This is a genomic window from Bacillus sp. FSL L8-0199, from assembly GCF_038005705.1.
GTDB classification, from domain to species: domain Bacteria; phylum Bacillota; class Bacilli; order Bacillales; family Bacillaceae_G; genus Bacillus_A; species Bacillus_A cereus.
The window spans coordinates 778,401-792,142 of sequence record NZ_JBBOTS010000001.1; the positions used below are offsets into that span (position 1 = coordinate 778,401).

Consider the following 13,742-nt stretch of genomic DNA (forward strand, 5'->3'; position numbering starts at 1 on the left):
CTGATTTTTGATTCTGAAGAAATAAAAAGAAGCAGTACTCTACCTCCATAGAGTACTGCTTCTTTACTATTCATTGTCGTTAGACGATGTTTCTGTATCTTCACTGCTATTTTTGTTCTTATTTTTCACTTCATTGTTACTTGATTCGCGTTCACTTGAATTTTCAGACTTAGATTCTTTTGTCTTTTTCGAATCAGAGTCTGAGTCAGACTTTGTATATGCAGGTAGCCCAAGATGAGTACGAAGTTCATTTGTAACATTAGCTAATTCTTTTTTATCTGGATTGTAGTAGTAAGTTCGACCACCACCAGCAGATTTGCTACATGTATCGTCACCTTTTGCCATATAGCAATCATCACCTTGGATTTGTAATTTCTCAATTTCCGAATCCGATCCATATTTATAGAATGAAAGCATATCATCAAATGTTAAGTTTGTAACGAATTGTCCGTTAATATCATCAATGATGTTGCCAACTTTTGTTACAGAACCAACACTTGTTAGTTTCTTTAAAATAGCCTCGATAACGAGTTGTTGACGTTGTCCACGCATGGCATCACTATCGATGTGTCTTGTTCTAGCAAGAGCAAGAGCTTCTTCGCCATTTAGCTTTTGAACACCTTTTTCTAGGTGAATAGCCTCAGCATTATCATTGCTATCTTGCTCAGTAAATTCAACTGGTACATCAACTTCAACACCGCCCAAGTCATCGACGATTTTTATAAATGATTTAAAGTTGAATTTTACAAAATAATCGACAGGAACATTCATTAATTTTTCAACTGCATCAATGCTTGCTTGTGGTCCACCATTTTTTCCGTTTTTAGCAGAACCGAATGCATGAGCGTGTGTAATTTTATCTTTTTTCTTTTCTATTGGAATATAAGTATATGTGTCACGTGGGATACTTAATAGTTTAACAGTTTTGCTATCTTTATTAAATGTTGCAAGCAAAAGCGCGTCTGTTCTTATAGCTTCACCATATTCTTTTCCTCGGACATCGCTTTCATCAACACCCATTATTAAAACAGAGACGTTATTTGTAATAGGTTTTACAGCTTTATCTCGTAAATCAGATTTATCACCGCGTGCTAAATCGTGTGCGGCATTGCGAACAGCAGAAGATGCTTTATTTACTAAAAACCAAGTATAACCGCCGCCTATTAATAAAACGAATAGTATAGCGCTTATAATAATTTTTATTTTTTTCTTATTTTTTTTCGGTTTATTGCGTGTATTTTCTTGCAAAGATGGGTTTTGCTCCATTTCCTGTACTCCTTCATTTGGATTGAAATACGACACTCATATCCACTTATTATAATGAAATTTAGCGAAAAAAAACATTACAAAACATTTACATTTCGTAAAAATTCAATATATTTATAAAAAGTCAGATTTTCTATATATTATTTGTCAGATGTAGAATAAGTATAAGGGCTTTTAGTAGAAATGAAAATATATATTATGAGAAAGTGATAGGGAAGTAAGATTTGTTGAAATATAGCCAAGAAGAAATGAGTAAGCTTACTTATTTCTTCTATATAATAAAGAAGAATTTGACGAATAAAGGAGAGAGCATAATGAATCATACATCATTCCGAGCAATCGTTGTGAACGAAAAGGAAAATCATCAGTTTGTAAGAAAAGTTGTTGAGAGAGAAGTAAGTAGTTTACCTGAGGGAGACGTATTTATACAAGTTCATTATTCTTCATTAAATTATAAAGATGCTCTTTCAGCTACTGGTAATAAAGGTGTTACGAGAACATATCCTCATACGCCGGGAATTGATGCTGCAGGAGAAGTTGTGAGTAGTGAAGATAACTCTTTTAAGGCAGGAGATCAAGTTATTGTAACGGGATATGACTTAGGTATGAATACCTCTGGTGGTTTCGGAGAATATATTCGCGTGCCATCATCTTGGGTCGTGCCTTTACCAGAAGGAATGTCATTAAAGGAAAGTATGATGTATGGGACAGCAGGTTTTACTGCGGCTTTGTCGGTATATAAGCTTATTGGAGCAGGAATCAAGCCTAATATGGGAGATGTTTTAGTAACGGGTGCTACAGGCGGCGTAGGGAGTGTAGCTGTTAGTATATTAAGTAAGTTGGGGTTTAACGTAGTAGGAGCGACAGGAAAAATGGAAGAGGAAGATATGCTACTACGTCTAGGAGCGAAAAAAGTGATTCATCGCGCGGAATTGAATGATGAATCAGGAAGACCGATGTTAAAAGGGATATACGCCGGAGTTATTGATACTGTAGGTGGACGTATGTTAGAAACAGCTTTAAAAACAGTAAAGTATGGTGGTTGTGTAACGACATGCGGTAATGTGGCAGGCCAGGAATTACAAACAACGGTATATCCGTTTATTTTACGAGGCATAAGCCTTTTAGGGATAGATTCTGTGCAATGTCCAGCAGATGTGAGAAGTGATGTGTGGACGCTCTTAGCAAATGAATGGAGTAATAAAGAGTTAAGATCTTATACAGGAGAATGTACATTAGAAGAATTAGAGGAGAAGTTTACACTTATATTGCAAGGAAAGTTAAAGGGAAGAACAGTTGTTAAAATATAATAAGAAAGAGACGCTTACGTTAGCGTCTCTTTCTTATTATAATGATTGTTTTAAATTGATTTTTCCTTGTTCGCCTAAAACACCGTCAGCGATATTTACAGCGTGATCGCCAATGCGCTCTAAGTTACTTACCATATCGACGAAGATGATACTTGCATCACCTGAACAGCTGCGTTCGTTTAGACGTAATACGTGACGTTTACGAAGAACACGTTCCATTTGGTCGATTTTGCGTTCTTTAGCAATAACAGTTTGAGCTAGTTCAGTATCGAAGTTTGTTAAAGCTTCAACTGAGTCTTGTAGTGTTGAAATTGTTAATTCCAGCATTTCATTTAATTCAGCTAATGCTTCGTCTGATAGTGAAACACGGTTTGAAATTTGGAAATCTACAAGTTCTACAAGGTTTTCTACATGATCACCGACACGTTCAATATCTCCAACAACACCTGCTAAAACGGAATGTTTTTCAGAATCTGTAGGCGAAAGCGGCTTTTCTGATAGTAAAACTAAATACTCGGTAATTTTTTTATCTAAATTGTTAATAGCTCCTTCTAATTGAGTAGCCATGTCAGCGTGTTTTTTGTCTTGTGTATTTAAAAATTGGTTTGCTTCTTTTAATCCATGTAATGAAAACTCAGCCATACGGATAATTTCTTTTTGAGCTTCTGTTAAAGCGATAGCTGGAGATTGCTCAATAAAAATTGGGTTTAAATGCTGCGGTTTGAAATCAATAGCAGAATCTTCGCCGCGAATAAGTTTTGTTACAATCCATGCTAATACAGCGATGAATGGGAATTGAATAACTGCATTTGTTATGTTAAATGTTCCGTGTGCAAATGCAATTGTCATTTCTGGATTTAAGTTTAATGATGTTTGGAAATATTGAATTAAGCTTGTAAATGGTACTAATAAAATCGTAAATATAATTGTACCGACGATATTAAAGATAACGTGAACTAATGCTGCACGTCTTGCGGCAATAGAAGTACCGATTGCTGCTAATACAGCTGTAATTGTTGTACCGATGTTATCACCAAATAATACAGGAAGGGCAGCTTGTAAATCGATTGCACCTTGACCGAATAGTTCTTGTAAAATACCGATAGTTGCACTTGAACTTTGTACAATTAAAGTAAAGACTGTACCGACAACAACTCCTAAAATTGGGTTATCACTCATACTAACCGTTAATTCTTGGAATGATTCTAAAGAGCGAAGAGGTTTCATACCTGTGCTCATTAATTCCAAACCGAAGAATAACATACCAAAGCCGAATATAACTTGACCTAAAGAATGTACTTTTTTATTTTTAAAGAAGAATAATAAGATAGCTCCAACCGCCATAATTGGGAGAGCGTATTCTCCGATTTTAATTCCGATAATAAATGCAGTAACTGTCGTACCGATGTTTGCACCCATAATAACACCGATTGCTTGTCTTAATGTCATAAATCCTGCACTTACAAGTCCGACTGTTAAAGCGGTTGTTCCTGAACTGGATTGGATTAATACCGTAACTAACATACCTGCTAGTACACCCATGAGTGGGTTTGTTGTAAAACGATCTAGAATATCACGAAGACGATCTCCAGCTGCTTGTTGCAGTCCATCGCCCATGTATTTAATCCCGAATAAGAAAATACCTAATCCACCAATGAACTGGAAGATCATATCTTGAACATTATATTCCACGCATTCCACTCCTTAAATTTCATGTACGATGTAATTATTAACTGAACCTTGAGTCACTGTAAACGATTTGCTAGTAAAATTTACACTAAATTTACAAAGGGTAGAAAAGTTTACAATACCTTAAAGAAACAGCTGTATTTTATTGGTTTTCATCATGTGTAAATCTTAATTTTGTAAAAAATCACACTCTTTAGAATAGTGTTTTTCATTTGAATATCAAGGAAAGCGTCTGCGAGTTCATCGTATATTTTTTGATGAAAGTTAAAAAAATATGTAGGAAAATGCATGTAGTTTTATAACAGTAACATGAGGGGAAACAATTCTTTTAACACGATAAAAAAGCCACTGAATTATCCAGCAGCTTTTTCCTTGTTTTTACCGCCATGCTTTTGTTTTCTTATGCTTGTAATGTAAATGAAGAGAAAAGCAATAAGTAATAGAGAGGAGTAACGATATACAGTTGCATAGTTTGTAAAGTGAGCAATAAATCCAAAAATAATCGCTCCAGCGCCGATTCCAAGGTCAAATGCGGAGAAGAATGTAGCCGTTGCTACACCGCGTCGATGCGGTGCTACGCGGTCAATCATCCATGCTTGTAGTGCAGGTTGGATTGCTCCAAAACCACTTCCGTAACATGCTGCAGCAATAATTAAGCTCGGAATTGTCGTCGTATACGACAATAAAATAATGCCTGTAAAAGTTATAATAACTCCCGGAATGATGACGAATGTATGGCCTTTCGCATCATATAGCTTTCCAGAGAATGGACGAGTTACAGCGATTGCTAGTGCGTTACATAAAAAGAAGAGACTAATATCAGCTATGCCGACTTCTGTAGCAAATAGAGTGATAAAACTTCCGATTCCTCCGTACATTAATGTAATACATAATATTAATAATGAAGGAAGTAAAGCTTTACGCTCAATAAATCCATCGAGAAAAGTACTAGATGATTGTTGTGGAGGCTGTTTCGATTTTTGGATTTGAAGTAGTTTCGTTAATATTAATGAAACAATTGTGCACGATAATGCACATAAAAAAAGAATTGTGAAGTTATATGTTTGCATAAGCCATAGTCCGATAAGTGGACCGAGGGCCATTGCAATTGTTCCAGAAAGGCCAAAATATCCCATGCCTTCTCCGCGGCGAGCTGAGGGAATTAAATCAGAAACGACAGTTCCATATGTAGTCGTTGTAATACCGAAACCAGCTCCGTGTAAAATACGAACAGCAAGCAAGAGAAAGATAGTTGAGGCGAAAAGGTAACTGCCCATAGCGAGTAAACAGATAGCAGTACCGATCATTAAAATGATTTTTTTATTGAATTTTTGCAAGGCATTCCCAGTTAGCGGTCTAACAAAAAGTGCCGCAACGGTAAACATGCCGACAACAAATCCGATATTGGAACTTGTGCCACCAATTTCTTTCACATAAACAGGTAAGGTTGGAATTAACATTTGAAACCCTAAAAACATACATAAGTTTGCAAAAATTAAAGCAACAAACTCTTTTGTCCATAACGGTTCTCGTTTTACGAGTATTGCTTCTCCCATATATTCATCCCCTATATAAAGTTTTCTCTTTTCTTTCGAGTATATGTATTGGCCAATGCAACAGTCAAGGAAGGTGTCTTGAAAACGGATAACAATTTTTAAGATGAAAAACTGACAAATTTGTGTAAAAGCTACACAACTATGAAAAAAAGATGTAAAGTATAGATGTATAGACTTGTAGGTGTTAAGAATGATAGAAATTGTTTTTTCTTTAAAGAAAGCGGATTCAAAAGAGTAGTGAACAAGAAGGGGATATATACTTTTTCACTACATATATTTGAAAAGGTTTACAATATGATGAAGAAAGAGGCGTGTACATATGAGACGATTAGGTATTTCTATTTATCCAGAACATTCAACAGTAGAGAAAGATAAGGAGTATTTAACATTAGCAAGTAAATATGGATTTACACGTGTGTTCACATGTTTATTATCTGTGGATGGAGAAAAAGAGAAAATTATAGAAGAATTTAAAGAAACGATCTCTCATGCGAATGCATTAGGGTTCCAAGTATTAGTTGATATTAGTCCATCTGTTTTTGAACAATTAGGTATTTCGTATAATGATTTATCATTCTTCCATGAATTAGGTGCGTACGGTATTCGTTTAGATGTCGGTTTCTCAGGATTAGAAGAATCAATTATGACTTATAATCCGTATGGTTTGAAAATTGAGATTAATATGAGCAATGGTACGAAGTATGTAGATAACATTATGAGTCATAGACCAAATCGTGAAAATTTAATTGGTTGTCATAATTTTTATCCGCATCGTTATTCAGGGTTATCATACGATCATTTCATTAAATGCTCGAAACAATTTAAAGATTACGGTATGAGAACGGCAGCTTTTATTTCATCATTTGATGCAACATACGGACCTTGGCCAGTAACAGAAGGGTTATGTACATTAGAGCAGCATCGTGAATTACCGATGACAACACAGGCGAAGCATTTATTTGCGACTGAATTAATTGATGATGTTATTATTGCAAACGCATATGCGTCAGAAGAAGAATTACAAGCACTAGGTGCATTAAATAAAGAGAAGCAAACATTTGATATAGAACTATATGATACAACGACAAAACTAGAAAGAATTATCGTATTAGACGAACCACATTTTTATCGCGGAGATGTATCTGAATATATGATTCGTTCTACACAAAGTCGTGTGAAATATAAAAAAGAAGAATTTAAACCTCATAATACGCGCGAAATTAAGCGTGGAGATTTATTAATTGATAATGAACAATATGGCCAGTATAAAGGTGAATTACAAATTGCATTAAAAGATATGGTGAATACAGGAAAAACAAATGTAGTTGGTCGAATTGTAGAAGAAGAGATTTTCTTACTAGACTATTTACAAGCATGGGATAAATTCGGATTCACATTAAAGAAATAGAGAGAATATAAAGGGGAAAAACTACTGATTTCAGCAGCTTTTCCCCCTTTATATATAAAGAGCGAGAGGAAGAGCTATGACAAAGGTGCATCAGCGATTAATTTCTATTTTAGAGGAATTTTTAGAAGAGAAATCGATGTTAAATCGAGCTTTTTTAGCGGGTTGTTTACATGTATCAACGAAGACGATTCAAAAAGATATAAAATTATTAAATGATATATTGGAAGAAAACGGAGCGAAAATCGAATCGCAAAGAGGGAATGGGTACGAATTAGAAATTATACAAAAGAAGAGATTTGAAGACTTTTGTGTGAGTCTATTTCAAAAACAGATGGAAAAGATCCCAACTTCTTATGAAGAAAGAATAGCGTACATTCTGCAGCGTGTTTTAATGATAGAGGGATATGTGAAGCTTTCAGAATTAGCGGAAGAGATGTATGTGAGCAAATCAACGGTCAATTTAATTATGAAAGATGTTACAGATATATGTGGTTGCTATGAATTACAAATTGAGAAGAGACCGTATTATGGTATACGTATTGTTGGAGAGGAATTTAATATTCGTTCTTGTTTATCACAATATGGTTTACCGCGTTATGACCATACTCCGTTTCATGAGCAATTTGAGCAGACGGAGACATATTTATCGCTACCTCATATATCACTCATTCGTTCAATTATATTAAAGTATATTGAAGGCGGAACAATATATTTATCTGATATAGAAATTGATAATTTAGTCATTCATATTGCAATCGCATTAAAGCGTTGTCAAAGTCAACATTATATAAAAGGACTGCATGCGGAGCAATCAGAACTTATACTAAAGAAAGAATATACAATTGCGAAGCAGATTTTAGGAGATTTAGAGAAAGAGTTGAAATTTTCATTTCCAGAAGAAGAAGTATTATATGTGACGATGCATTTATTAAGTACTGCTGTTACAACGAGAGATCGCTATGAAAATGTAGAAGAGCTATTAGGGAAAGATATATATGCATTTATGCAACATATTCTTTTTAAAGTAGCGGAAGAACGGAATCTTATTTTTTATTATGATGAAGAATTATTATTTGGATTTGGTATTCATTTAAAAACGTTATTAAATCGTTTGAAGTATAAGCTAAATACGAGAAATCCTCTTTTGGCAGAAGTGAAAAAGAATTATCCGTATGCTTTTGAAATTGCTGTTCTCGTTGGAGATATCATTGGTGAATATACGGGTGAATCGATCCCTGAAAGTGAAATTGGTTATATTGCAATTCACTTCGGCGGAGCGATGAGCCGTTTGCAGGAGCAAAATCAAAAGAAAAGATGCTTATTAGTTTGTGCGACTGGTCAAGGAAGTGCACAACTATTAAAATATAAAATTTTATCACAGTTCCGAGATAAATTAGAGATTGTAGGTATTACAGGCTATTATCAATTGAAAGTAGAAGATCTTTATAAAGAAAAAATAGATTGTATTATTAGTACGATTCATATACCGAGTGGCTTGCCTGTTCCAGTTATAAAAGTGAATTCAATATTTGATGATAAAGAGATTAAATCGATTGGTCAGCGATTGTTTACGCATGTGAATACTAGTGTGCAGCCTTATATTAAGGAAGATTTAATCTTTTTAAATCATAATGCTTCTACGAAAGAGGATGTTATTCAGTTTTTATGTGAAAAAGCTGCTGAGAAACGCTATGTACCAAAAAACTTTTATGCTTCTGTTATGGAGAGAGAAAATACGTCTCCGACAGCGGTTGGGAATTCAGTTGCGATTCCGCATCCGATGCAGTTATTAAGTGAGGAAACTTTTTTGATGTTTTGCACACTTGAAAAGGCTGTTGATTGGGGAGATAAAAAAGTACAAGTAATTATTTTATTTAGTGTAAAGCGCAATAATAATGAAGATTTGCAAAGGCTTTATGATTTTTTATATGATATTATGTCTAGTCAAACTACGATAGAGAAACTTACTCAGACTGAGGTAATTGAAGATTTTCAAGAAATTTTATTATCATTTTGAAAAAGTATATAAAAACTTCCGTTACATAACGGAAGTTTTTTATGTTTAATTGTATGCGTTTTCATAATAAGATAAAAATATAGAAAACATATAGCTTGGGGGAATTTAAAATGGCTGATATGCAAACTCCATTTGCGTTAATTTTACATGGTGGTAATGCGAGAAGCGCGGCGCTTGAAGCAATTGCTTTTGCAAGACAAGGAGATTTCGGGAATGCCGGTGAAAAGATGAAACTTGCTAGTGAGGAAATTTCATCAGCGCACCGTATTCAAACGGATTTAATTCAAGAAGAGGCAAGAGGAAATCATGCAGAAATTAGTTTACTGTTAGTGCACGCACAAGATCATTTAATGAATGCAATTACAGTGAAAGAACTGGCTGAAGAATTTATTGCTCTTCATAAACGAGTAGAAGAGAAAGTGACAGTATAAGATGTACATTTTATTATGTTGTGCAGCAGGTATGTCAACGAGTATGGTCGTAAGAAAAATGCAAGAAGAGGCAAAGAAACAGGGGAAGAATTATAAAATTAAGGCGGTTGATTCAGAACTTGTGAAACTGGAAATAAAAAATGCTGATGTTGTTTTAATCGGACCACAAGTGAAGTATTTGTTTCCAGCGGTACAGTTTCTTGCGAAGTCATACGATATACCGGTTGCAATAATAGAACAAAGAGATTATGGCATGTGTGACGGTTTAAAAGTACTGAAACAAGCAGAACAATTAGTTTTAGCATAATTATATCTTTTTAAATATAAACATTATAATGTTATAAAGTTTATTTCATTCTTTTATAGTAGAGAGAAAGAGGAGGGCTATTGATGAATGGGTTTATGAGTTTTATGGAACAAAAGATTATGCCAACAACGCAAAAGATTGCAGGACAACGACATTTATTAGCAATTCGAAATGGGGTTATTTCTACATTACCGTTAACGATCGTCGGATCATTTTTCGTTATCTTTTTAAATTTACCAATTGATGCATATATGGAATGGATTGCACCGTTTCGCCATATTTTAGATATTCCATTTCGATTTACAGTAGGACTAATGGCATTATACGCAGCGTTTGGTGTAGGGGCTTCGCTCGCGAACTTTTATCAGCTCAATCAGTTAAGTGCAGGGTTATTATCTGTACTCGCCTTTTTACTAGCATCAGTTGAACCAATTCAAATTACGAAAGCTGTACCAGGTGTTATTGATGCAGGTAGATATATTTCAGTAGGAACATTAAGTGCAACGTCTTTATTTGGCGCAATTGTTACAGCATTAATTGCAGTAGAAATTTATCATTTTATGATTAAGCATAATATCTCGATTAAATTACCAGATAGTGTACCACCAGCAGTTTCAAATTCGTTTGCAGCATTAATTCCAACATTAGCAGTTATTCTTTTATTCTGGGGCATTCGCTACGGTTTGAAATTTGATGTGAATACAACGATCACATATTTAATCGCACCATTAAAATCAGTATTAGTAGGAAATAATTTATTCGGTGGTTTATTAACAGTATTCTTAATCGTGTTTTTCTGGTCATTCGGTATACATGGACCAGCGATTTTAGGACCAATTATTCGTCCGATGTGGGATTCAGCAATTCTTGAAAATATGGAAGTATTCACGGCTACAGGAAATGCACATCAGTTACCAAACTTATTTACAGAGCAGTTCATTCAATGGTTCGTATGGATTGGTGGATCAGGATCAACGTTAGCTTTAGTTATTATGTTTATGTTCTCTAAATCTAAGTTCTTAAAAGAGTTAGGTAGATTATCATTCGTGCCAGGCTTATTCAATATTAACGAACCAATTATTTTCGGTGCACCAATTGTAATGAACCCAATCTTAATTATTCCATTCGTTATTACACCGTTAGTGACAACGACGGTATCATATTTCGCAGTTGTTTCAGGTATGATTCCACTTATGATGGCGAAACTGCCATTTACGATGTTAGCACCAATTGCAGCGGTGATTAGTACGGACTGGACAATTATGGCTGGTGTACTTGTACTTGTTAACTTTGTTATCTCGTTCGTTATTTACTATCCATTCTTCAAAATGTATGAGAAACAACAATTAGCAGGAGAGGAGAAAACAGAATGCTCGGAGCAATTATCATCTTAATTACATTCGTGGTCGGACAGTGTATTGCTCATTATTCGAAATGGGTACAAAGTAAATCTTTATTAGTGTTACTACTAGTATCAGTTTTGTTTATCGGTTGTTCAATGGGTGCATATGTAATGTTAAGAGTGCAATCACCGTACGTAATTATTGTACCGACAATTTTATGTGCAACATGTTTATCTGCAAAATATAGATTTACGAGCATGGCATTAATACAACGTGTGAAGGAGATGCAAAAGCATGGAGCGTAAATTAGGAATTTCACTTTATCCAGAACATTCAACGAAAGAAAAAGATATGGCTTATATTTCCGCAGCGGCACGACACGGTTTTTCAAGAATATTTACTTGTTTGTTATCTGTGAATCGTCCGAAAGAAGAAATTGTAGCTGAATTTAAAGAGATTATCAATCACGCAAAAGATAACAATATGGAAGTTATTTTAGATGTAGCTCCGGCTGTGTTTGATCAGCTTGGTATTAGTTATAGCGATTTATCATTTTTTGCAGAGTTAGGCGCAGACGGTATTCGTTTAGATGTAGGCTTCGATGGGTTAACTGAAGCGAAAATGACGAATAATCCGTACGATTTAAAAATTGAGTTAAATGTAAGTAACGATATTGCGTACTTAGAAAATATTCTTTCGCATCAAGCGAATAAATCAGCTTTAATTGGTTGTCATAATTTTTATCCGCAAAAATTCACTGGTCTTCCGTACGATTATTTCATTCGCTGTAGTGAACGCTTTAAAAAGCATGGTATTCGCAGTGCAGCTTTTATTACATCACATGCTGCAAACATCGGTCCATGGGATATTAACGACGGATTATGTACGTTAGAAGAGCATCGTAATTTACCAATTGAAGTACAAGCGAAGCATTTATGGGCAACAGGGCTAATCGATGATGTCATTATCGGAAATGCTTATGCGAGTGAGGAAGAGTTAGAAAAACTAGGAAACTTAAATCGCTACATGTTACAGCTAAAAGTGCACTTTGTAGACGAAGCGACTGAAGTAGAGAAGAGAGCTACGCTGCAAGAATTACACGTAAGGCGCGGCGACATAACAGAGTATATGGTACGTTCTACAGAAGTACGTAAAAAGTACAAAGATTATGACTTCCCAGTGCGCGAAAGTGTGCTACAGGAAAGAGGGCAAGTTGTAATTGGTAATAACTCATTCGGAAAGTATAAAGGTGAACTGCAAATCATTCTGAAAGAAATGCCGATAGATGAACGGAAAAATATTGTCGGTACAATTGCGGAAGAGGAGTTATTCTTACTAGATTATGTAGGAGCTTGGACGCAGTTTACTTGTGTGGAATAGAGAAGAGAAGGAGAGGATGCTGTGGCATCCTCTTTTTTCTGTTGAAATGAAAGTCTATCATATATAGAATGCAAAGAGATAGATTTAATTTGGACGGGAGAGAAGGAGATGGAAGGGTATATAGATAGTTTATTAAGGCGGATGGCTGATGAGGATACAGAGGTTAGACATCGTGCTTATGATGAAGCAAAAGAGCTAGATGACCTATTAACGTTTCCTTATTTACAGCAGAAGGTAACCAAAGCAAAAAAAATATCTATGAAGAAAGATATGTATTATGTAATGACGAAACTTGCTATTAATACGAAAGAGATCAGTATTGCTGATTATCTTATAGATTGTTTGGAATGTGAACAAAACCCGACTTTGTTAAGTGAACTGCTTAGTAATATTTATACATTGCCAGAAGTAAGTGATACAAATAAAATTATTCCGTATATTTACCATAAAAACGATAGTGTTCGTTATTGGGCTATTTCTTCCTTAAAGTTATGTAAATCATTAGAAGCGGAGAGTGCTTTACTAAAGTTGCTGGATACTCAAGAAAATAAAGATGAGATTACACATATTTGTTATACATTGTTTGAGATTGGAACGAAGCAATCGATTCTGCCGTTAACAAAGCTTTTATATAGTAATAGTGCCTATGTTCGTTCAACTGTTATTGAGGTGTTAGCAAAAATAGGGGGATCGGACTTACAAATAGTTTATATTGAAGCTTTACAGGATAGAAATGTGATGGTGAAATATGAAGCTGTTCGAGCTATTTATACGTATGGCGACGAAATGGCAATGAGACCAATTTGCGAACGTGTGAATAAAATTGTTGCTAGAAGACGGAAAAATGAAGCAGAGCCTACGGATGAAGCAGAGATTATCATTGCTCTTCGTTTCTTACATAAGTTTGCTAATCATGAAGAAGTTTTAAAGATATTTGATAAAGTGTATAAAAAACGTGGAAACTTGTTTATGTCGGAGAGGAAGTGGCTTCGAGACAATATTACTTACTTTCAAGAGAAAGAAAGAATGTAAGAA

General features: G+C 34.9%; 12 protein-coding genes. 9 read left to right on the forward strand and 3 right to left on the reverse strand.

All coding sequences use genetic code 11. The features are described 5' to 3' along the window. Positions 1 to 66: 66 nt before the first annotated feature. Complete coding sequence (locus NST86_RS04050; RefSeq protein ID WP_000437391.1) at positions 67 to 1,266, reverse strand: LCP family protein; 1,200 nt, start codon at positions 1,264 to 1,266, stop codon at positions 67 to 69. A 314-nt stretch (positions 1,267 to 1,580) separates the two neighbouring features. Between NST86_RS04050 and NST86_RS04055 the strand changes: the two genes are divergently transcribed. Then, positions 1,581 to 2,576, forward strand: coding sequence for a YhdH/YhfP family quinone oxidoreductase (locus NST86_RS04055; protein WP_086423995.1), 996 nt, complete (start codon positions 1,581 to 1,583; stop codon positions 2,574 to 2,576). 36 nt (positions 2,577 to 2,612) lie between these two features. Here the strand turns inward: NST86_RS04055 and NST86_RS04060 are convergent, their stop codons facing one another. After that, positions 2,613 to 4,268: a Na/Pi cotransporter family protein gene (locus tag NST86_RS04060; protein ID WP_000456264.1), complete on the reverse strand. Its 1,656-nt coding sequence runs from the start codon at positions 4,266 to 4,268 to the stop codon at positions 2,613 to 2,615. A gap of 350 nt (positions 4,269 to 4,618) precedes the next feature. Continuing rightward, positions 4,619 to 5,821 carry an MFS transporter gene (locus tag NST86_RS04065; protein WP_000503238.1) on the reverse strand — a complete coding sequence of 401 codons (1,203 nt, stop codon included), beginning with the start codon at positions 5,819 to 5,821 and terminating at the stop codon, positions 4,619 to 4,621. A 319-nt stretch (positions 5,822 to 6,140) separates the two neighbouring features. Between NST86_RS04065 and NST86_RS04070 the strand changes: the two genes are divergently transcribed. The 8 genes from NST86_RS04070 to NST86_RS04105 all read left to right on the forward strand — a co-directional run bounded on the left by NST86_RS04070 (position 6,141) and on the right by NST86_RS04105 (position 13,739). After that, positions 6,141 to 7,229: a DUF871 domain-containing protein gene (locus NST86_RS04070; protein ID WP_016117200.1), complete on the forward strand. Its 1,089-nt coding sequence runs from the start codon at positions 6,141 to 6,143 to the stop codon at positions 7,227 to 7,229. A gap of 76 nt (positions 7,230 to 7,305) precedes the next feature. Next, positions 7,306 to 9,246, forward strand: a complete 1,941-nt coding sequence (locus NST86_RS04075; protein WP_340933178.1) for a BglG family transcription antiterminator — start codon at positions 7,306 to 7,308, stop codon at positions 9,244 to 9,246. 110 nt (positions 9,247 to 9,356) lie between these two features. Then, a complete protein-coding gene (locus tag NST86_RS04080; RefSeq protein ID WP_044796328.1) occupies positions 9,357 to 9,677 on the forward strand; it encodes a PTS lactose/cellobiose transporter subunit IIA in 321 nt (106 codons plus the stop codon). A 1-nt stretch (position 9,678) separates the two neighbouring features. Next, positions 9,679 to 9,984, forward strand: a complete 306-nt coding sequence (locus NST86_RS04085) for a PTS sugar transporter subunit IIB (protein ID WP_061664791.1) — start codon at positions 9,679 to 9,681, stop codon at positions 9,982 to 9,984. 83 nt (positions 9,985 to 10,067) lie between these two features. Then, a complete protein-coding gene (locus NST86_RS04090) occupies positions 10,068 to 11,378 on the forward strand; it encodes a PTS sugar transporter subunit IIC (RefSeq protein ID WP_001013053.1) in 1,311 nt (436 codons plus the stop codon). Then, positions 11,354 to 11,632 (forward strand): hypothetical protein, encoded by a 279-nt coding sequence (locus tag NST86_RS04095; protein WP_061664790.1) that lies wholly within the window; start codon positions 11,354 to 11,356, stop codon positions 11,630 to 11,632. The genes NST86_RS04090 and NST86_RS04095 overlap by 25 nt, the downstream gene beginning before the upstream one ends. Then, the gene (locus tag NST86_RS04100; RefSeq protein WP_044796330.1) at positions 11,622 to 12,707 is read left to right on the forward strand and encodes a DUF871 domain-containing protein; all 1,086 of its coding nucleotides are present in this window, start codon (positions 11,622 to 11,624) and stop codon (positions 12,705 to 12,707) included. Before NST86_RS04095 ends, NST86_RS04100 begins: the two co-directional genes overlap by 11 nt. Positions 12,708 to 12,815: 108 nt before the next feature. Further along, positions 12,816 to 13,739 carry a HEAT repeat domain-containing protein gene (locus NST86_RS04105; RefSeq protein WP_061664789.1) on the forward strand — a complete coding sequence of 308 codons (924 nt, stop codon included), beginning with the start codon at positions 12,816 to 12,818 and terminating at the stop codon, positions 13,737 to 13,739. The last annotated feature ends 3 nt before the right edge of the window (positions 13,740 to 13,742 follow it).